This is a genomic window from Thermomonas aquatica, from assembly GCF_006337105.1.
GTDB classification, from domain to species: Bacteria; Pseudomonadota; Gammaproteobacteria; order Xanthomonadales; family Xanthomonadaceae; genus Thermomonas; species Thermomonas aquatica.
The window spans coordinates 1,387,362-1,406,316 of record NZ_CP040871.1 but is presented as its reverse complement, the minus strand read 5'-3'; the positions used below and the strand labels follow the sequence as shown (position 1 = coordinate 1,406,316).

Here is an 18,955-nt window from a genome sequence, read left to right as displayed (position 1 = left end):
GCCGGCGGCTCAGCCGCCGACCACTTTCAGCTGTGGGGGCGAACTGCGCTCCGGCGCGATCAGCGGCGCGCGAAAGGCGGTCATCGCCGACTCCAGCTGCGGCAGCAGTTCCTCCGGCAGCACTTCGCCGAGGCGGGCGACGATGCGCTGGCCGTAGCTGTCGTTGGTCAGTTGCAGCAGCACGCGCATGCCGTCGAGGATCGCCTCGAACAATTCCGCTTCGCCGCTGGTGAACTGGATGCGCGCCTTCAGCTCGACCGCGTCCGGGTGCCGCTGCAATTGCAGCATGTCGACGATGTACATCTTCGCCGCGACCAGCGAGCGGCGCTGGCCGCCGCGCGTCGCAACAGGCGGCGCGGTAACGGGTTGCGCCGTGGCGGCAATGCGCGGTTGCGCTGCAACTGCGGGCTGTGCGGAGATCGGCGAGGCGCTGGCGCGGATCTGTTCGGTGCGCGCCTGCACGGATTCGGTGGCGGCGCGGATCAGGCCGCCAAGCGCGCCGCCCAGTCCTTGCACGGGCATGGCCTGCGGCACCGCGACGGGCGCGGGTGCGCGGCCATCATCGATGTAGCCGGCGCGGATCAGGCGGTCGATCGCCGGCAGGATGTCGGCGCCGAGCAAGGCCATCACTTCGTTCAGGCTGCGCTTGCCGTCGGTCATGATCAGGATGCGGCGGTCCTGCAGGCTCAGGCCCGCGCTGGAACCGGCCTGCAGGGCGTCGCGCGCGAGCGCGGTCTTGTTGAGCAGCATGAGGAGGCCTCCCGGAATGCGCGGCAGGTTAGGGCGCGCGCATGTCGCTGGGATGACCGCCACGCGACATCCGTTGGCGCAAGTCGCGTGCGTTCGCGAAACCTTCACCCGCATTGGCGAGACTGCAGGGCGACGCGAACGAAGGGAGTACGCCATGCGAGCCTTGCTTTCCCTCGGCCTGTTGGCTGCGCTCGGCGCCTGCACGGCCGAGCGCGCGCCACCGGCTCCACCCGAGGTGCCGGCGGATGTCGCGACCGACGCCGCGCCGGCATCGCCATCGCCATCGCCATCGCCCGCGGCGGAAACGCCCGCATCCGCGGCTGCCGGCAAATCCGCCGCCACGCCCGATGGCGACCTCGGCATGGCCACCTTCGCCGGCTATGGCGAGGTCAAGTTCGGCACCCTGGCCGCCGACATGGGCAAGGCCTGGGGCGGCGCGTTGAAGGAGGTCGGCAAGGACTTCAATGCAAGCTGTTACTTCATGACGCCGGCGTGGGTGAAGACGCCGGCCGAATTCAATTTCATGATCAGCGAAGGCAGGTTCGCCCGCTTCGGCACCGACAGCGCGAAGTACGCCGCCCCGGGCGGCGGCAAGGTCGGCATGCGCGAGTCCGAGCTGCAAAAGCTCTACAACAACGCCTTGCACGCATCGCCGCACAAGTACAGCGACGGCAAGTACCTGTCGCTCGCGGCGAGCGGGGTGGCGCCCACAAAGCTGGTGTTCGAGACCGATGCGCAGGGCGTGGTCACCGAATGGCGGGTCGGGGTGCTGCCGGAAGTCGATTACGTGGAGGGCTGTTCGTAATCGGCATGCAGGCGCGCGACGTGTCCTGATCGCGCGCTGCAGCTTCTTTATACTGCGGAGCGATGGAATCCCGGATCCCGATCCTCGCCCGCGCGCGCCGCGCCCTCTCCGAATTCTTCCGGCTGGAAGCGGCGGGCGGCATCCTGCTGATCGTCGCCGCGGTGCTGGCGATGCTGTGCGCGAACTCGCCGTTGGCGCATGCGTACGAGGGCCTGCTCGAACTGCAGGTACCGATCCACGCGTGGACGCTGGCGTTCTCCAAGTCGCTGCATTGGTGGGTGAATGACGGCCTGATGGCGGTGTTCTTCCTGCTGGTGGCGCTGGAGATCAAGCGCGAGGCCTTGAGCGGCCAGTTGTCCAGCAAGGAGCAGTTGATCCTGCCGATGGTCTGCGCCGCGGCGGGCGTGGCGGTGCCGGCCCTGCTGTTCTTCGCGCTCAACCGTGGCGATGCCGATGCGATGCGCGGCTGGGCGATCCCCACCGCCACCGACATCGCGTTCGCGCTGGGCGTGCTGGCCCTGCTCGGCTCGCGCGTGCCGCTCGGGATGAAATTGCTGCTGTCGACGATCGCGGTCGCCGACGACCTGATCGCGATCCTGATCATCGCCCTGTTCTACACGCAGGGGCTGTGGTGGCCGGCGTTGGCCGCGGCGGCAGCGGTGGTCGCGGCGATGGCCTTGCTCAACCGGATGAAGGTCAAGGCGCTGGCGCCGTACCTGCTGCTCGGCGTGGTGCTGTGGGCCTGCGTGCTGAAATCGGGCGTGCATGCGACCCTGGCCGGCGTGATCACCGGCCTGCTGATCCCGCACATCGACACGCGCGACGGCGTCGACGACGAAACCGAGCATTCGCCGCTGGAAACCCTGGAGCACGCGCTGCATCCGTGGGTGGCCTACGCGATCCTGCCGCTGTTCGCCTTCGTCAACGCGGGACTGGCACTCGACGGCATGCAGGCGTCCGACCTGCTGGCGCCGCTGCCCGCCGGCATCCTGCTCGGGCTGGTGGTGGGCAAGCCGGTCGGGATCGTGCTCGCCGCGCTGCTGATGCGTGCGGCCGGGCTGGCCCGCTTCCCGGAGGGCATGGACCTGCGCGCGATGCTTGGCCTGGGCCTGCTGTGCGGCATCGGCTTCACCATGAGCCTGTTCATCGGTGGCCTGGCGTTCGCGCAATCGCCGCTGCTCTATACCGACGGCGTGGTGGGCGTGCTTGCGGCGTCGGTGATCGCCGCGGTACTCGGCATGCTGTGGCTGCACCTGGTGTTGCCGAAGCACGCGACGCGATGAAGACGGCGCTGCTGTTCGGTGCCAGCGGGCAGATCGGCGCGCCGTTGCTGGAACGGTTGAACGATGCCGGCTGGCGCGTGTATGCGGTCTCGCGCCAGCCGCATTCGGATGCCCCGGGCCGGCACTGGCTGCAAGGCGACTTCGCCGGCGTGCGCGGCTTGCCGGACGGCGTGGACGCGATCTTCAGCTGCGGCCCGCTGGACCTGTTCGCACGCTGGTACGCCGACGCACCGATCCGCGCGGCGCGCATCGTCGCCTTCGGCTCCACCAGCGCGGCGACCAAGCACGGCTCCGATGACGACCACGAGCGCGAACTCGCGCGTCGGCTGCTCGGCGCGGAAGCGTCGTTGTTCGCGTCGTCGGAGCAACGCGGCGCCAACGCGACCATGTTGCGTCCGACGCTGGTGTACGGCGCCGGCCGCGATGCCACCCTGACCCGCATCGCCGCCATGGCGCAGCGCTGGGGCCGCTTCCTGCTGCCGCGGCGCAGCGATGGCCTGCGCCAGCCGGTGCACGTGCACGACCTGGCCGCGGCCGCGTTCGCCGCCTGCGCCGCAGCGGCGACGCATGGCCGCAGCTATGACCTGCCCGGCGGCGAGACGTTGCCGTATCGCGAGATGGTGCGGCGCGTGCTGGCCAGCCTGCAGCCGGCGCGACCGCTGCACGAACTGCCGATGCCGTTGTTCCGGCTGGCGGTGAAGACGGCGCAGGCGCGCGGCATCGCTGCCGATCTCACCGACGCCGCGGTCGCGCGCATGCGCGAGGACCTGGTGTTCAACCTGGCGCCGGCGCAGCGCGACTTCGGCTACGCGCCGCGTGCGTTCAGGCCGGAAGCGCGGATGTTCGAGCGCGCGGTGCCCGCGCGCGACTGAGGATCACCAGCGCACGCCCAGCTTGCGGTACAGCTTGGCCAGCACCCAGGCCGGGCCGATCAGCAGGTACTTGAGGTCGGTGAAGAAGCTCGGCTTCTTGCCTTCGTACAGCTTGCTGTGGCCGATGAACTGGGCGATCCAGGCGACGACGAACACGCCCAGCGCGAGCTTGAACAGGCCGGGCGTGCCGTAGGCGTCGTGCAGCCAGCGGGTCAGCCAGGCCATCGCCACGAAGATCGCCAGCATGCCGAAGCCGATCGCCCGCGAGGCGCGGTAATAGAACATCCAGGCCAGGAACATCGCCAGCGCCGCCCACAGGCCGGGACGGAAGTAATCGCCGACCACCGGGATGCACCACAGCAGGCCGATCACGCTCCACAGGATCAGCGGCACCGCGACCACGTGGATGCGCTGGTTCGTCGCGTTTTGGTGGTCGCCGGAATAGTGGGCGAACCACTGGTCGATGGGGCGTTCGGCAGCGGTGGCGTTCATGCGGGCATTCCGGTCGCGGCGGAATGCGCAGGGTAACCGAGCCGGACCCGGCGTGCGTTCAGCGGTAGGTGAAGGTCGCCGCCAGGAAGAACAGGAACATCGCCGCCGGCAGGCCGATCGGCTCCGGCATCTCCAGTGCGAACTTGCGCCGCCACAGCGAGAAGCCGGTGGTTTCGACGATGCGGCCGAGTTCGCGGCCCTGTGCGTCCTCCAGCGTGTAGCGCATCGACAGCCAGCGGTTGCGCCGCACCAGCCGGTAGCCGGCATCGCCGATGGTCACGTCGGTCGCGCGCACGCCGGGCTTGGCGGTGCAGGAGGCCAGCGTGCCGCCGGCAGCATCGACCAGCGCGTAGCGGAAATCGTTGAGCAGGACGTGGTTGCTGGCCACCGCATGCTCGATCCGGTACTCGCGTCCTTCGACCTCCAGCCGCGAAGGCTGCTTCGGCAGCGTGGGGCGGTGCAGGGTGGCCATCGTGCGGCCGGAGGGCGTGGCTGCAATGTAAGGCGACAGCCCCGAAGCGACCGAGACCTGCAACCGGATCGATGCCATGCTGCTGCTCCTGTCCCCTGCGATGGATTATTCGACCACGATCCCGGCCAGCTTCTCCAAGGCCTCGGCATACTTGGCGCGGGTCTTTTCGATGACCTCCGCCGGCAGCTTCGGACCGGGCGCGGTCTTGTTCCAGTCCAGCGTCTCCAAGTAATCGCGCACGAACTGCTTGTCGTAGCTCGGCGGACTGGTGCCGACTGCGTATTGATCCGCCGGCCAGTAGCGCGACGAATCCGGGGTGAACATCTCGTCCATCACGTACAGCCTGCCGTCGGCATCGGTGCCGAACTCGAACTTGGTGTCGGCGAGGATGATCCCGCGCTGCGCGGCGTAGTCGCGGGCGAAGGCGTACAGCGCCAGCGTCGCGTCGCGCACCTGCTCGGCGCGTTCGCGGCCGACCAGGTTCACGGCAGTCGCGAAATCGATGTTCTCGTCGTGGTCGCCCACGGCCGCCTTGGTCGACGGGGTGAAGATCGGCTCGGGCAGTTGCTGCGCCTGCTGCAGGCCTTCCGGCAACTTGATGCCGCTGACTTCGCCGCTGCGCCGGTAGTCCTTCCAGCCGCTGCCGATGATGTAGCCGCGGGCGATGCATTCCACCGGCACCGGGGTCAGCTTCTTCGTCACCACCGCGCGCTTCGCGTACAGCGCCGGGTCCACGCCGGCCGGCAGCACGCTGGCGACATCGATGCCGGTCAGGTGGTTGGCGATGATGTGCGCGGTCCGGTCGAACCAGAAATTGCTGATCTGGCAAAGCATTTCGCCCTTGCCCGGGATCGGGTCGGGCAGCACCACGTCGAACGCGCTCAGGCGGTCGGTGGCGACCATCAACAGGTGGCCATCGCCCAGGTCGAACACGTCGCGGACCTTGCCGCGGTGGATCAGGTTCAGGCCGGGCAGGTCGGATTGCAGCAGCGTGGTGGCCATGCGCGTGGGGGAAATCGAGGGGCGCCTAGTTTAAGGCCGGGCGGGCGGTGGCGCCCTGTAAACTTGGCGGCATGACCCGACGCTGGTACGGCAAATTCTTCGGACTGATCGCCGGCTGGCTGCTGCTGCGCCACCCGGCCGGCGGCCTGCTGGGCCTGCTGATCGGCCATGCCTTCGACGCCGACTGGCTGAAGACCACCCGCGACAACCCCTACCGCGTGTTCGGCCTGACCGACGAGGCCAGCGACGCCGAGATCGACCAGGCCTACCGCCGGCTGATCAGCCAATACCACCCCGACAAGCTGGCCGGCGCCGCGCCGGAGCTGCAGAAACAGGCGCAGGACAAGGCCAGCCAGATCAACGCGGCCTACGACCGCATCAAGGAACTCCGCCGCACATGAGCACGCAAAGCACGGTCATCGCCCCGTCCATCCTCTCGGCCAACTTCGCCAATCTCGGCGAGGAAGTGGACAACGTGCTGGCCGCCGGCGCCGACTGGGTGCACTTCGACGTGATGGACAACCATTACGTGCCGAACCTCACCATCGGCCCGCTGGTCTGCGAAGCGCTGCGCAAGCACGGCGTGACCGCGCCGATCGACGTGCACCTGATGGTCGAGCCGGTGGACCGGATCATCCCGGACTTCGCCGCCGCCGGCGCTACCCACATCAGCTTCCATCCGGAAGCCAGCAAGCACGTGCACCGCAGCGTGCAGCTGATCAAGTCGCTGGGCTGCCAGGCCGGGCTGGTGTTCAACCCGGCCACGCCGCTGGACGTGCTGGACTACATGCTGGGCGAGATCGACTACGTGCTGCTGATGTCCGTGAACCCGGGTTTCGGCGGGCAGGCGTTCATTCCCTCTGCGCTCGACAAGCTGCGCCAGGTGCGGGCGATGATCGATGCCAGCGGCCGTCCGATCCGGCTGGAAATCGACGGCGGGGTGAAGCCGGACAACATCGCCGAGATCGCCAGGGCCGGCGCCGACACCTTCGTCGCCGGCAGCGCGATCTTCGGCAAGCCGGACTATGCGGGGATCGTGTCGCAGATGAAGGCTGCGGTCGCCGCGGTGCGCTGAGCCGCAAAAGACGAAGCCGACGCCGCGGGAGGGGAGTGCGGCATCGGCTTCCGGGGAAAGGTTGGGCGTCCTGCCCGTCAATCGTCCCTGCGATGGCCTTCCATGTTCCGGGCCGGTGGTGACGATCGTGTGACAGCCGGCGGCCTGTTTGCGGAGCGCCGCGTCCTCCGGCTACAGTGGGCCCCATGAACCGGGCGATCCCGTCTTTCGAGCATGGCTGGCGATGGTGGCGTGATACCGCCGCCCCGATCGCCCATTCGCTCTTGAAGGACGCCCCGCTTGACCACGCCTGCCCAGTTCGCCCAGCACGCCGCTGACGGCTTCACCCTTGTTCCGGTCGTCCGCGAGGTCCTCTCCGACCTCGACACGCCGCTGTCCGTCTACCTGAAGCTGGCCGACGGCCCGCATACCTACCTGTTCGAGTCGGTCGAGGGCGGCGAGCGCTTCGGTCGCTATTCGATCATCGGCCTGCCGGTGCGCCGGGTGTACGAATTCCGCGGCCATGCGCTGCAGGTGCGCGAGGACGGCGAGATCGTGGAAACCCGCGAGGTCGCCGATCCGCTGGCCGAAGTCGAACGCCTGCGCGCCGAGCACCGCGTGCCGAAGCTCGACGGCCTGCCCGGTTTCACCGGCGGCCTGGTCGGCTGGTTCGGCTTCGAGTGCATCGAATACATCGAGCCGAAGCTGCGCGGCAACGCGGACGCATCGGATCAGAGCCGGGACGAACTCGGCACGCCCGACATCCTGCTGATGCTCAGCGACGAGCTGGCGGTGTTCGACAACCTCAAGGGCCGGCTGTACCTGATCGTGCATGCCGATCCGCGCCAGGCGCAGGCATTGGCGCGCGCCAATCGCCGGCTCGACGCGCTCAGCCATCGCCTGCGCCATGGCGGCGCGCCGTACCCGGAAACCCTGCATGGCAGCGCACTGGACGAGGCCGATTTCGTCAGCGGTTTCACCCGCGAGGGCTTCCTCGAGGCCGTGCACCGCAGCAAGGAGTACATCGCGTCCGGCGATGCGTTCCAGGTGGTGCTGAGCCAGCGCCTGAGCGTGCCGTTCCGCGCCCGCCCGGTCGACGTGTACCGCGCGCTGCGGGCGATGAATCCCTCGCCCTACATGTATTTCCTCGATACCGGCGCGACGCAAGTCGTCGGTTCCTCGCCGGAAATCCTGGTGCGTTTGCAGGACGGCGAAGTCACCGTGCGCCCGATCGCCGGCACCCGGCCGCGCGGCAAGACGCAGGAAGAAGACATCGCGCTGGAAGCCGAACTGCTTGCCGATCCGAAGGAACGCGCCGAGCACCTGATGCTGATCGACCTCGGCCGCAACGATGCCGGCCGCGTGTCCGAACCGGGCACGGTGGACGTGGGCGAGCAGTTCGTGATCGAACGCTACAGCCACGTCATGCACATCGTCAGCGAAGTCACCGGCAAGCTGCGCGACGGACTGAGCTACATGGACGTGCTGCGCGCCACTTTCCCCGCCGGCACCGTCAGCGGCGCGCCGAAGATCCGCGCGCTGCAGATCATCCGCGAGCTGGAGCCGGTCAAGCGCAACATCTATTCCGGCGCGGTCGGCTACATCGGCTGGCACGGCGACGCCGACACCGCGATCGCCATCCGCACCGCGGTGATCCAGGACGGCAGGCTGCACGTGCAGGCCGGCGCCGGCATCGTCTACGACTCCGACCCGCAGTCCGAGTGGGACGAGACCATGAACAAGGGGCGCGCGCTGTTTCGCGCGGTGGCGGAAGCGGCGAGGGGATTGTGATGGATCTTCAAGGAGGAAGGGTGATGAAGCGAATCGTGTTCGTCTCGATGCTGTTGCTGGCTACGGTCAACGTCCAGGCGCAATCCATTGGCGGTTCGCCGTTCATTGCGGTGCATGGCAAGGCCAAGGCTGAAGTCGTGCCGGATGTATTCCCGTTGGAAATCACGCTGAAGGACACCAGCTTGGATGCGGCGCGTTCGCAGGCACTTATCGAAGGACATGCGCAAAGCATCCTGCGGGCCGTCAAGCAGATGAAACTGCCGGATGCCGATGTAACGGTATCCAACCTGAGCATCTCGCCCGAATACCGCTATGACCGCGAGGCCGAGAAGCAGGTCTTCGTCGGCAACGTCTATCAGCGCCGGATCAAGCTCCGTTTCCACAAGCTTCCCGATCTGGCAAAGATGATCGAAGCGCTTCCGGATGCGAAGGAAGTGCAGATCAATACCGGCGAATTCGAGACATCGCGTGCCGATGATGTGCGACGCAGCCTGATGGCGAAGGCCGTGGAGGATGCCAAGTCAACCGGTCAAGTGATGGCCAAGGCCGTTGGCAAGCGATTGGGGGATGTCCATAACGTCTCCAACCAAGGCTTCAATGTGCGATATGTGGAAGGTGGCGACGATGGCGCGCCGGTCGTATTCGATACGCCTCGCGCAATCGACGTGGTTTCTGTGTCGGGTTCACGTGCGTCTGCGCCGGTGGCGTTGCGTGAGGGGCGCATCGAACTCCAGCAAGACGTCTACATCATTTACACACTGGTCGACTGAGGTAATACCGTGCTGTTGATGATCGATAATTAACATCGGCGTCCTAGGCAGTCCATAGTTGTCCAAACAAACGATTAAAACTCAATAAAAACAACGATATAAAGACCAGCCTTGACCATGGACGTCCATGGCAAGCCAGCGAAAATGCGGGTATCGTTGCGGGTATCGAAAGGCCGATACCCGCGTATGCCGTTGACCGATGCCCGAATCCGATCCACAAAGCCAGAAGCCAAGCCCGTCAAGCTGACGGACGGTGGCGGCCTCTATCTGGAAGTTCGCCCCAGCGGCAAGAAGCTGTGGCGATACCGGTACCGCATCGTCGACAAGGAAAATCTCTTTGCCATCGGCGAGTACCCTGAGATCTCGCTAGCGGAGGCGCGGTCTGAGCATGACAAGGCGCGTGGCCTGGTCAAGCAGGGTTTGCATCCCTCACATAACCGGCAGGCAGAGCGCCTAACGACTCAAATGGCCAATGCCAATACTTTCGAGGCGGTCGCCACTGAGTGGATCTCCAAGAAGTCTGGCCGTTGGACGCCTTACTACCGTCGGCAAGTGGAAAACTTCTTGGGAGCAGACGTCTTCCCCTATGTCGGCAAGCTCCCCATCCGCAATGTGACGGCCGCGCACCTCCTCGAGATCATCCGAAGAATCGAAGATCGAGGTGCGTCAACAGTCGCGTTGCTGGTTCGCCAGTGGTCATCGGCGATCTTCCGTTACGCAGTGGCTACCTTGCGCGCCGATAGTGATCCCGCGGCAGCACTACGTGGTGCCATTCATCGTCCGAAGGTGAAGCATCGCAAGCCCCTGGCCAAGGGGCAGATCAAGGAATTTATGGCAGCGTTGGAGAATTACGGCGGATACCGCACCACGGTAATTGCGCTGCGATTGATCCTCCTCACTTTCGTCAGAACCGGCGAGCTCCGCAAAGCACTTTGGGGTGAGTTCGATCTAGACAATGCGGAATGGCGTATTCCCGCAGAGCGGATGAAGATGCGTGAGCCGCACATCGTGCCGCTGTCTAAGCAAGCCGTCATCTTGTTGAGAGAGTTGCAAACGTATACGGGAGGAAGGGGCATGCTATTCCCGAACTACCGACGGCCAAAAGACTGCATGACCCCCACTACCTTGAATCGCGCGCTCGAGCGGATGGGATTCAACGGCAAAGACAGCATGGGATTCTCCGCGCATGGGTTCCGAGCCACTGCATCTACATTGTTGAATGAGATGGGTTACCGCTCTGATGTCATTGAGCGACAGCTGGCACATGCGGAGCGCGACAAGGTACGGGCTAGCTACAACCAGGCGGAGTACATGGTTGAGCGCAAGGCGATGATGCAGGAGTGGGCAGATTTGATTGATCTCATCTGCTCAAAACCAAAAGCGGGAACGCCTGCATAAGGTCGCTCAGTAGGAAATTTGTCGAATGCTTCCGAGGCGGGTTGTATGTACTCAATAATGAATTCGCACGTCGATATGCTCCTCGATCGAAAGGTGCTCGGAGCGCATGTATCGAAGTACATTGAGATTCGTAGGGGATACGAGGACGAATCGCAGGCCGACGATTTTCAGAAGAAATACAGAAAATTCTTCTCAATGAACCAAGCGCGACTTCCCGAACCTTTTCTTGAGAGGTATTTCGAGATTTTGGCTCGCTGCCACGCCACTCGAACCGTGGACTTGTTCGGCACACTGCAGGATCTGCATAAAATTCCGATCAACAAGAGAGGGGACACTCGTCTTCACTTTTCATTTGTAACAAAGCTTGTGCATACGGCTGTCCCCACGACCCCAATCTACGATAGCCGAGTCGCATTTTTCTACTTCATGAAACCAGTAGACGGCTCAGCCGCACAGAGGATTCACGAGTACAAGGTGCGGTACCAATTTCTCCAAGAAGAATATGCCAGGATCTTGGAATACGATCTCTTGTCCAACCTAATTGCTGAGTTTCGTAGTCGTTTCGATGAGGAAAAGCAGATCAGCTCGGCAAAGGTGATCGATGCTCTCATTTGGCGTTTCACGTCTCTGCTGAGAGATGGAGCTCTGGAGAATCGCAGAGTGATTTTTAGGTAGAGTCCAGGGAGGCGTTGTTAGCGCTCCTTTAGGTACAAGTCTCCGGGATAAGCGCCAGAAGAGGCGGCGCCAAGCAATAAAAGGAAGCTTTTGAATCGAAGCCAGAACCGATTGCCTAACAGATTTATCGCGGCATCCGCCGCTGGTCATTCGGGATCGTAGTAATTTCGGAAAACCCGGTATGCTCATTGGCTAGGTGACTTCTAAAGACGCTAATGAGGTACGACAGGACGCGCGCTCTAGAGCTTCTCCGCATGGCTTGTGGGGACCCCAGCGCCACGTTTCGCGAGGGGCAGGAAGAGGCTATTAGCGGACTAGTTGAAGGCAATGGCCGCCTGCTTGTTGTCCAAAAAACAGGGTGGGGGAAGAGTGCCGTCTACTTCATTGCAACGAAGCTACTTCGTGAAGCGAACCGGGGTCCTGCGCTGCTGATCTCGCCGCTTCTCGCGCTGATGCGGAATCAAATTTCCGATGCGCAACGTATGGGCTTGAAAGCCGTAACGATCAACTCCAGCAATTCCAATCAGTGGTCGACAATCGACACCGAGATAGCGGCAGGCAGGGTTGACATACTTCTCATCTCACCTGAGCGGCTTGCAAATAAGAAGTTTCAGGATGGAGTTTTCGCTAACATTGCCGCTAATACCCCATTGCTTATTGTCGACGAGGCCCATTGCATCTCAGACTGGGGCCACGATTTCCGACCGCATTATCGTCAGATTGAACGAATAATTCGCTCGCTACCTGGCAACGTGCGCGTATTAGCAACCACAGCGACGGCAAACAATCGGGTCATGGAGGATTTGACAGCAGTCCTTGGCCCCAATCTGAAAGTCTCCCGCGGAGATCTCGGTCGACGGTCTCTAACATTACAGACCATCACGCTACCTAGCTACGGAGAACGTCTCGCTTGGCTGGCGCAGCAAATGGGGCGGATCGAGGGCCATGGCATCATTTATACGCTGACCACTCGGGATGCCGAGAGCGTAGCTGAGTGGCTGCGGCGTCAGGGATTTGCCGCAGAATCCTATACAGGCTCGACGGGGCCGACACGCGAGTACCTAGAGCAGGCGCTGCTCGAAAATAAAGTCAAGGCGTTGGTGGCAACGAGCGCGTTGGGCATGGGCTTCAACAAGCCGGATCTTTCGTTCGTCATTCATTTCCAATCGCCTGGCTCCGTAGTTGCGTATTACCAGCAAGTAGGCCGTGCCGGTCGGGCTGTCGATGATGCCTATGGAATTATGCTCGGCGGCGACGGCGACGACACCATTAACGAGTGGTTCGTTCAGAGCGCGTTCCCCACTCAGGGAGAGGTCTCCCTTGTTCTGGAAAGGCTCTCACAAGCAAGCGGAGGAATGACCTCTGATGAGCTTCTAGAGACGGCGAACATTAGCCCGATTCGGCTAGAAAAGACCGTCGAACTTCTGTCGTTGGAGTCACCAGCTCCGCTCGTTGAAGAGAACGGTCGCTTGTATAGGACGGCATCCGATGTGCCAAACACCTTTTGGGAGCGGGCACGCCGTCTGACCGAGCTCAGGCTCCGCGAGTGCGAGGAGATGCGCGAGTATCAGGCGCTCCCCTTCGGTACGCACATGGCATTCCTTGTCAGGTCCTTGGACGGTGATCCCGGAGGGGTCGCAGCCCCAAGGCTCCCTGAACTAGCGGACGCAATTGACTCTAAACTCTTGGATGAAGCCACTTCTTACGTTCGGGCGAACCAGCACACGATCCAGCCGCGCAAGGAATGGCCGAGAGGCGGTTTACCAAAGTACGGGATTCATGCGCGGCTTGGGCCCCGAGCCATCGGTGCGCCCCATCGAGCAAACCCGGGACTCGTCCTGAGTGAATGGGGTGATTTTGGGTGGGCTCCCATGGTGAAGAAAGGAAAGTACGAGGCAGGCGAATTCGGCGATGATTTGGTCGATGCGTCGGCAGACCTCATCGCCGACTGGGCTCCGGAGCCGCCGCTTCAATGGGTGACGTGCGTCCCTTCACTGCGCCACCCGAGGCTGGTTCCCTCTTTCGCCTCCCGCTTGGCCAAGCGGTTAGGGCTCCCCTTCATTCCGCTGATCGAAAAAACTGAAGATCGTCCTCCGCAGAAATCATTGAAGAACAGTCCACTTCAAGTGAAGAATGTCGATGGATCATTTCGTTTGAATTCTGGGGTATCCCAGGGGGCGGTACTTTTGGTTGATGACATGGTGGACTCTCGTTGGACTATGACCGTCTGCGCATGGCTGCTGCGCTCTGAGGGTAGCGGCGAGGTATTTCCGTTTGCACTGGCGCGGACGGGGCGCGGCTAATGTCTGGCACAGTGAGCCCGGACACCAAGGCGGTACTGTTGCTGACCTCTTCACTTGGATCTAACCGAGTTGCGGGTGCAGGCCTGCCCCTGAGTCCGAGTGAATACCGCAAGGTTGCACGTCGGTTGCACGATCTAAAGTGCAGCCCCGCAGACCTGATTACTGGAGATGTGAGCTCAGAGGCGGCAATCGAAGGATGTGCGGTTGCAATCGATCCTGACCGATTGCGACAGCTCATCGCTCGCGGACTTCTACTTAGCCAAGCGCTCGAGCGCTGGGCAGCTCGAGCAATATGGGTGGCCAGCAAACGCGACGCGGCCTATCCCCAGAGGCTCCGATCCGTCATGCGCGGCGATGCCCCGCCGGTTGTGTTCGGGAGCGGTGACCCAACGTTGCTGGAGACTACAGCGCTGGCAGTGGTGGGATCGCGCGACGCCCAGCCTAGCGTCATCTCTGCCGCCAAACAGGTGGCCCAATTTGCGGCAGAAAACGACATTGTGTTGGTCTCAGGCGGCGCCAAAGGGATTGATCGAGCCGCGATGCTGGCAGCGCTGCACTATGGTGGACGCGTGGTGGGTGTGCTCGCGGATGGTCTGGAACGTGCGGTGGTGGAGCCTGTTTACCGCGATGCATTGCGTACCGGGCGAGTTCTGCTGCTTTCGCCTTTTGAGCCCTCCTCACGGTTCCAGATCTGGACGGCCATGCAGCGCAACAAGATGATCTATGCCGCTGCCGACGCAGGATTAGTGGTGGAGTCAGCGGTCTCCGAGGGCGGGACATGGGCCGGCGCGACCGAACAGCTTTCCAAGTACAAGTATGTGCCCGTCTTTGTTCGGGCCGACGGACCGCCCTCTGCAGGGTTGGATGCGCTTCAAAAATTGGGGGCTACTCATTGGCCGATGCCGAGTGATCGGGCGTCCTTCATGGAAGCAGTGTCGCGAATGCGTAGTACCCAAGCATTGGCCTCCGCTGCTGATCAAATGGATCTAGTTAGAGCCGTAGATGGTGGAAGCTTGTTCGAGACCGGGATAGGCGAAACGGACAAGGCCCAATCTCATGTGCTCGACGGCAGTGAGAGTGACACGCAGCAGGAAGAGGCGTTTCGGGAGTCCGTGTCTCTCGAGCACCTGATCAACCAGCGGGCCAACCATGGCACTAGTCTTGGAGAGCATGGACTCACGCCTGCGGATGTGCTTTTTGCCCACGCTAGAACCCTCATCCTGGGTCTGCTCAGCGAACCGCGGTCACTTGCCGAGGTCGCGTGCACGCTCGACATCGCGAGACCGCAAGCAAAGGCATGGCTCGATCGAATGGTTCAAGCGGAGGAGCTCGATCCACCCAAACGCGCGCGGTATGCGCGGCGGCGTCCTTCCCTGCTGTAGGGCCTCAACCGTAGCCGGGTCGGAACCGAATATGTCCCTTAGGTATCGTGCATTCGCCGCTGAAATTGTTTTTGGACTCTCACGAAACGGAACCGGGCGTCGTCCATCAATCAGGGTGCCTGGCAAACAGCGGAATCAACGCCGAAGTTCCTTTGATGGTGTGGCCAAGCCGGCTCCGCTTGAGCGAATTGTTAGTACAGGCCCTGGTCAAACTTCATTTGTCCTCTGAGGTACTTGCCGGCAGATCCCTTCAACTCACTTCTTTCAAAGAGCTTGCCTTGGAACTGGAAGTTCTGATCAATGCGAATGATGAGAAGTTGCTCAAAGTCTCCCTGGCGTTTGACGAACACACGGTCGCCGGCCCTCTCGGGGGAGATTGTTTTGACTTCAACGAGTTTTCCAGCAATCGTGCCATCAGAGCCAGCACGATGAGTCCCGTGGCGGCAAAGACCGAACTTGATCTCGGCGTAGATCTCTCCGAGCTCGCCCCAGACCTGTAAATACCTGCCCGTGTTCTCGAAGTGGCGTGCCGCACAATCCACCAAACTTTGAAAAATTTCTATATGTTCATCAGGACAATATGGGAATCCATCTCTGCTTTGAAACTTTTCATCTGGCTCAAAGGAATTCAGGTCGTCTTCTAGTACAACCTCAAGCTCGGAATCGACCCACTCCCTATCGATATCTTTCCACTGCCAAGGTGCTACACCACAGCTGGCGGCATCAGCTATTTCCTCGGGGCTATAGCCACGCTCTCTCATCTCATAAAGAAAGTCCCAGTCGCCCATTGTGTCTCCCTACCTAAAGACTGAGTTAAGCCGGACCGTTACGGCCTTTGGCAAGTAATAATAACCAGAGCTTTGACGATGCCGAGAACTGGGTGCGGCCTGACTGATTGTTAGCCCGGGAAACAGCCGTAAGTTCTCGTGTTCACGCTTCCCGCGTAATGGTTGCAGTACCCCTGAGCACGGACAAAAAATCTCTCCCACTCGCGATCCATTGCTTGATATGTACTAAGCATCCTGTGATATGCCTGATGCTGCGCCTCATCACGACGCCTGACTAGCCCGCCATACTCAATGCAGGCAGCGCCGTACTCAGTCAGATGGTAAGACAAGCTGTCTCTGTGCTTCTGCACAGTGACAACCGCATCCGAGATGAATGAGACCGCATCAACATATCTAGAATCTTGCCAACCGTAGTGGCAATCCAAGCAACGCCTTGTAGGATTGTTGTTGTCCACTACGCAGCCACCGAGTTCGACTAACCCTCTTGATGCGGCTCTTTCTAGTTCTGGGCCGGGTTTCCCATAGGAGATTGGAATCGTCGAGAGGCTGCGGCAGTCAGGACATGCAATCATTTTCGAAGTCTCCTGTGAAGTATTCCTGGCGCCTGAATTAAGCTGACTCAGAAGCGGCTTCGGCCTGAATGAACTGTTGAGACTGAGGAGCAGTGTCGCTTGAACGGGCTGTTAGCCCGCCGCTGGCGTCGCGCATCCCAAGGCCGTCCATAGTTGGCTAGCTCAGAAGCTGAGCAAACCACCGTTAGGCAGCAACCCGATCGTCACGCTTGAGCCTAATGATCGCTGCATAAGCGCACGCCATGCTGTCCTGACTTGTGGCGCAGGACGTCTGTACGACAAATGCTTTGTCTTCTCGGCCTTTGAAGCAGTGGTGCAGAGCATCACGCGGTCCTTTGCGTCAGGAGGTCTAAAAGCCGAATCCAGGAGGAGCCGATGATTGAGGGACGCGCACAGTCGAGTCTTCGGATTCATGAGCCGACAGCCACCGGGTCAGGCGACTTAGTTCAGTGCTCTGGCCCTCTAAGTCGTGGATGTCTCGCTTAAGTCGAGACCTCTCCTGGTCCCGTTCTGCAATGTTTCTAGCACGGACAGATGCAATTGCCAGAGTAGCGGGTACCGTGCGCTTGTAATTCGGACCCCCAATCTTGAATAGCGCCCAAGCTCCGAGCGCGGCCCAACCGACGGGTCCGGTAACGGTCGCTATGACACTGCTCATGCCGGTATATGCAGCAAAGGGGAGGGTCAGCCCAACCGCGCCTGTTATTGCGGCCAATGACGAAGAGGCGGCCGTGTACAGCGCGAAACCGCTCAGATGCGCGACTGCAAGGCCGCCAGCAGCTGTTCCCACGCTCCGTGCAGTGGCGTTGTTCTGCTTCGCAATTTCTTGTTCAATCTGGTGGCGCTGTTCTGGACTGGCAGCGCTTACCATCTTCTCAAAAGCGGCTTCTACCACGGCGCGTTCCAAACTAAAGTCGGTAGCACCCGGCGCCGGGTGGTGACCGACCTTGATGGCAACGTCGGTTAGGACCTCTGTGTATGGCACGTGCTTTCCACCGCGCAGCAAAGAGGCGAGGCTGTGACTGCCGTATCGACGAATCTCTCCGACGATTGCATGCTCAGAGCTAGAGGGGTCCATCGCTAGAATGGCAGTTAGATTCTTGCGTTCTTCAGAGCTAGCTCGTCTGACCGCGCTCTCAGGCGATTCGTGCTCGAGGTCGAGTCTTTCAAGACTGCTCAGGCGTGTACTGACGTTAGCGCGTCGTGCGTTCAGTTGACGCAGTCGTTCGTTGTGAAAGGCACGGATGGCACCAAGCGAGATGGATGGCACTTCGTCGGAAGCTTCCGATCGATTATTTGGTGCTTGTTCCCCTTCGGCGATCGAAGGTCCCGGTGAAGAGGTGTGATCCATTCGCTGTCGTCGCACGAGAAGCAAGACAACGAGCAGCCCCACCGAAATGGAGAGCCATAGGCTGGTCGAACCTGATGTATCCCATTCCATCATCAGCTGAATCTACGTCGCCCCTACGATTGAGTTTACGACAGAAGTCTGTATCCGGCTCAGATGCTCCCGAGGCTGTTGCTTTGCTGCATCGCTGCGCTCATTCGCCTTCAGTGAGTTGCAACGGCGAGATGAAACCGCTGATCAAATAGCCCCGCGTCTGTAGAGAAAGGTCAGCCACACCAGGACTGTTTGTAGCCGATCCAGCGGTGAGCTAAGCCCCGGCTAACGAGGTCATCTCCAAAAGATCGATCGCCTCGCTTGATGACGTACAGCTCGCGACCGTATCGATCCTGGTGGCGACCGGTGGTCCGGTGGAGATCAAACGTGCCCTCGTTAAGAAACTCGACGAGGTAGTTTGTAGCAAGAATCCCTAGCTCACGCTCTTGGACGCAACGAGGCCTGCCGATTTCAGGGGCATCGACGTCGGACACTCGGATTTTGACGCCTTGGTACCAGAAAGTATCTCCATCAACGACGCAGTTTGTTCTGATTTTTTCGCAGCGTTCGAACCTAGTGCCAGCGCTTGAGGCGACTGGTTCGACTCGACCGGTCTCGTCGGGTAGGTCGACTGATGTGCCGAGTTCTCGTTGCCGGACATCAGGTCGACGTGACGATGGAGTCGGCTGATACGAATCGGAAGTGCCGAGACTTGATCGCTGCGCAAAAGCAACCCACAGTGCAAGGCAAACAAGCGCCGCAAATACCACGAGCCCAAGCATTTGTGCTGGCGAAAGTAGCGTCGGTTCTCGCAGTGGTCCGGTGACCCGCCGTGTTCGACGCTGCACTCTATTCCGCATGATTCTTGGACCTATGCGTCATCGGAACAACACGTTTGATCCACGCCCAGATTCGCCTATGAAGCGATACCGGCTCCACTGCAAGATAAGTTGAAGGAGGATTAGGTAAATGCGAACTAACGTCCTGCGGTATCAGTCCGGTCCTCCGAGGTATCTGGGTCGTTTGTCCAATCCCGGGTCCAGGTGACAGGCCGGGAGTTCCTGCGCCTTCCGAGGCGGTCGTGCTCGGTGGTAACACGGCCGCCAAGTCGTCCCCGGGCACGACGCCGATACGGCGTCGGAGTGCGGAGTCAACCGATTGGCGG

The 18,955-nt window shown here is 61.6% G+C and carries 18 protein-coding genes; 11 read left to right on the top strand and 7 right to left on the bottom strand.

The window, feature by feature from the left end:
- Positions 1 to 9: 9 nt before the first annotated feature.
- The gene (locus FHQ07_RS06775) at positions 10 to 750 is read right to left on the bottom strand and encodes a hypothetical protein (protein WP_139716093.1); all 741 of its coding nucleotides are present in this window, start codon (positions 748 to 750) and stop codon (positions 10 to 12) included.
- A 154-nt stretch (positions 751 to 904) separates the two neighbouring features.
- Between FHQ07_RS06775 and FHQ07_RS06770 the strand changes: the two genes are divergently transcribed.
- The 3 genes from FHQ07_RS06770 to FHQ07_RS06760 all read left to right on the top strand — a co-directional run bounded on the left by FHQ07_RS06770 (position 905) and on the right by FHQ07_RS06760 (position 3,710).
- Positions 905 to 1,555, top strand: a complete 651-nt coding sequence (locus FHQ07_RS06770; protein WP_139716092.1) for a lectin — start codon at positions 905 to 907, stop codon at positions 1,553 to 1,555.
- 62 nt (positions 1,556 to 1,617) lie between these two features.
- On the top strand, positions 1,618 to 2,838 hold the full coding sequence (nhaA, locus tag FHQ07_RS06765; protein WP_139716091.1) for a Na+/H+ antiporter NhaA: 1,221 nt from the start codon (positions 1,618 to 1,620) through the stop codon (positions 2,836 to 2,838).
- Positions 2,835 to 3,710 (top strand): SDR family oxidoreductase, encoded by an 876-nt coding sequence (locus FHQ07_RS06760; RefSeq protein WP_139716090.1) that lies wholly within the window; start codon positions 2,835 to 2,837, stop codon positions 3,708 to 3,710. Before nhaA ends, FHQ07_RS06760 begins: the two co-directional genes overlap by 4 nt.
- 3 nt (positions 3,711 to 3,713) lie before the next feature.
- Here the strand turns inward: FHQ07_RS06760 and FHQ07_RS06755 are convergent, their stop codons facing one another.
- The 3 genes from FHQ07_RS06755 to FHQ07_RS06745 are packed head-to-tail and all read right to left on the bottom strand — an operon-like array spanning position 3,714 to position 5,676.
- A complete protein-coding gene (locus tag FHQ07_RS06755) occupies positions 3,714 to 4,202 on the bottom strand; it encodes an Mpo1 family 2-hydroxy fatty acid dioxygenase (RefSeq protein WP_139716089.1) in 489 nt (162 codons plus the stop codon).
- 58 nt (positions 4,203 to 4,260) lie between these two features.
- Positions 4,261 to 4,752, bottom strand: coding sequence for a hypothetical protein (locus tag FHQ07_RS06750; RefSeq protein ID WP_139716088.1), 492 nt, complete (start codon positions 4,750 to 4,752; stop codon positions 4,261 to 4,263).
- A gap of 27 nt (positions 4,753 to 4,779) precedes the next feature.
- Entirely contained in the window at positions 4,780 to 5,676 is an 897-nt protein-coding gene (locus FHQ07_RS06745; protein ID WP_139716087.1) for a phosphoribosylaminoimidazolesuccinocarboxamide synthase, read from the bottom strand.
- A gap of 71 nt (positions 5,677 to 5,747) precedes the next feature.
- On the opposite strand from FHQ07_RS06745, the gene FHQ07_RS06740 reads away from it, so the two are divergent.
- The 8 genes from FHQ07_RS06740 to FHQ07_RS06705 all read left to right on the top strand — a co-directional run bounded on the left by FHQ07_RS06740 (position 5,748) and on the right by FHQ07_RS06705 (position 15,049).
- Entirely contained in the window at positions 5,748 to 6,077 is a 330-nt protein-coding gene (locus tag FHQ07_RS06740) for a J domain-containing protein (RefSeq protein WP_139716086.1), read from the top strand.
- Positions 6,074 to 6,751 (top strand): ribulose-phosphate 3-epimerase, encoded by a 678-nt coding sequence (gene rpe / locus FHQ07_RS06735; RefSeq protein ID WP_139716085.1) that lies wholly within the window; start codon positions 6,074 to 6,076, stop codon positions 6,749 to 6,751. Before FHQ07_RS06740 ends, rpe begins: the two co-directional genes overlap by 4 nt.
- A 279-nt stretch (positions 6,752 to 7,030) precedes the next feature.
- Positions 7,031 to 8,521: an anthranilate synthase component I gene (trpE, locus tag FHQ07_RS06730; RefSeq protein WP_139716084.1), complete on the top strand. Its 1,491-nt coding sequence runs from the start codon at positions 7,031 to 7,033 to the stop codon at positions 8,519 to 8,521.
- A gap of 23 nt (positions 8,522 to 8,544) precedes the next feature.
- Positions 8,545 to 9,291 (top strand): SIMPL domain-containing protein, encoded by a 747-nt coding sequence (locus tag FHQ07_RS06725; protein ID WP_168191492.1) that lies wholly within the window; start codon positions 8,545 to 8,547, stop codon positions 9,289 to 9,291.
- 117 nt (positions 9,292 to 9,408) lie between these two features.
- A complete protein-coding gene (locus FHQ07_RS06720) occupies positions 9,409 to 10,689 on the top strand; it encodes a tyrosine-type recombinase/integrase (RefSeq protein WP_240703590.1) in 1,281 nt (426 codons plus the stop codon).
- 57 nt (positions 10,690 to 10,746) lie between these two features.
- Positions 10,747 to 11,364, top strand: coding sequence for a THO complex subunit 7 family protein (locus FHQ07_RS06715; RefSeq protein ID WP_139716082.1), 618 nt, complete (start codon positions 10,747 to 10,749; stop codon positions 11,362 to 11,364).
- A 254-nt stretch (positions 11,365 to 11,618) separates the two neighbouring features.
- Positions 11,619 to 13,667, top strand: coding sequence for a DEAD/DEAH box helicase (locus FHQ07_RS06710; protein ID WP_206202362.1), 2,049 nt, complete (start codon positions 11,619 to 11,621; stop codon positions 13,665 to 13,667).
- A 296-nt stretch (positions 13,668 to 13,963) separates the two neighbouring features.
- Complete coding sequence (locus FHQ07_RS06705) at positions 13,964 to 15,049, top strand: DNA-processing protein DprA (protein ID WP_168191491.1); 1,086 nt, start codon at positions 13,964 to 13,966, stop codon at positions 15,047 to 15,049.
- A gap of 191 nt (positions 15,050 to 15,240) precedes the next feature.
- On the opposite strand, the gene FHQ07_RS06700 is transcribed toward FHQ07_RS06705, so the two are convergent.
- From FHQ07_RS06700 to FHQ07_RS14725, 3 genes are all read right to left on the bottom strand, one after another.
- A complete protein-coding gene (locus FHQ07_RS06700; protein WP_139716079.1) occupies positions 15,241 to 15,837 on the bottom strand; it encodes a hypothetical protein in 597 nt (198 codons plus the stop codon).
- A gap of 921 nt (positions 15,838 to 16,758) precedes the next feature.
- Complete coding sequence (locus tag FHQ07_RS06695; RefSeq protein ID WP_139716078.1) at positions 16,759 to 17,853, bottom strand: YaaW family protein; 1,095 nt, start codon at positions 17,851 to 17,853, stop codon at positions 16,759 to 16,761.
- Positions 17,854 to 18,023: 170 nt separating this feature from the next.
- Positions 18,024 to 18,572: a thermonuclease family protein gene (locus FHQ07_RS14725; protein ID WP_425476952.1), complete on the bottom strand. Its 549-nt coding sequence runs from the start codon at positions 18,570 to 18,572 to the stop codon at positions 18,024 to 18,026.
- Between the last annotated feature and the right edge of the window lie 383 nt (positions 18,573 to 18,955).

What these genes read in the sequence shown, in the direction of transcription:
- FHQ07_RS06775 (WP_139716093.1), bottom strand. Translation starts at nt 750, where the DNA reads ATGCTGCTCAACAAGACCGCGCTCGCGCGCGACGCCCTGCAGGCCGGT.
- FHQ07_RS06770 (WP_139716092.1), top strand. Translation starts at nt 905, where the DNA reads ATGCGAGCCTTGCTTTCCCTCGGCCTGTTGGCTGCGCTCGGCGCCTGC.
- nhaA (WP_139716091.1), top strand. Translation starts at nt 1,618, where the DNA reads ATGGAATCCCGGATCCCGATCCTCGCCCGCGCGCGCCGCGCCCTCTCC.
- FHQ07_RS06760 (WP_139716090.1), top strand. Translation starts at nt 2,835, where the DNA reads ATGAAGACGGCGCTGCTGTTCGGTGCCAGCGGGCAGATCGGCGCGCCG.
- FHQ07_RS06755 (WP_139716089.1), bottom strand. Translation starts at nt 4,202, where the DNA reads ATGAACGCCACCGCTGCCGAACGCCCCATCGACCAGTGGTTCGCCCAC.
- FHQ07_RS06750 (WP_139716088.1), bottom strand. Translation starts at nt 4,752, where the DNA reads ATGGCATCGATCCGGTTGCAGGTCTCGGTCGCTTCGGGGCTGTCGCCT.
- FHQ07_RS06745 (WP_139716087.1), bottom strand. Translation starts at nt 5,676, where the DNA reads ATGGCCACCACGCTGCTGCAATCCGACCTGCCCGGCCTGAACCTGATC.
- FHQ07_RS06740 (WP_139716086.1), top strand. Translation starts at nt 5,748, where the DNA reads ATGACCCGACGCTGGTACGGCAAATTCTTCGGACTGATCGCCGGCTGG.
- rpe (WP_139716085.1), top strand. Translation starts at nt 6,074, where the DNA reads ATGAGCACGCAAAGCACGGTCATCGCCCCGTCCATCCTCTCGGCCAAC.
- FHQ07_RS06725 (WP_168191492.1), top strand. Translation starts at nt 8,545, where the DNA reads ATGAAGCGAATCGTGTTCGTCTCGATGCTGTTGCTGGCTACGGTCAAC.
- FHQ07_RS06720 (WP_240703590.1), top strand. Translation starts at nt 9,409, where the DNA reads ATGGACGTCCATGGCAAGCCAGCGAAAATGCGGGTATCGTTGCGGGTA.
- FHQ07_RS06715 (WP_139716082.1), top strand. Translation starts at nt 10,747, where the DNA reads ATGAATTCGCACGTCGATATGCTCCTCGATCGAAAGGTGCTCGGAGCG.
- FHQ07_RS06710 (WP_206202362.1), top strand. Translation starts at nt 11,619, where the DNA reads ATGGCTTGTGGGGACCCCAGCGCCACGTTTCGCGAGGGGCAGGAAGAG.
- FHQ07_RS06700 (WP_139716079.1), bottom strand. Translation starts at nt 15,837, where the DNA reads ATGGGCGACTGGGACTTTCTTTATGAGATGAGAGAGCGTGGCTATAGC.
- FHQ07_RS06695 (WP_139716078.1), bottom strand. Translation starts at nt 17,853, where the DNA reads ATGATGGAATGGGATACATCAGGTTCGACCAGCCTATGGCTCTCCATT.
- FHQ07_RS14725 (WP_425476952.1), bottom strand. Translation starts at nt 18,572, where the DNA reads ATGCTTGGGCTCGTGGTATTTGCGGCGCTTGTTTGCCTTGCACTGTGG.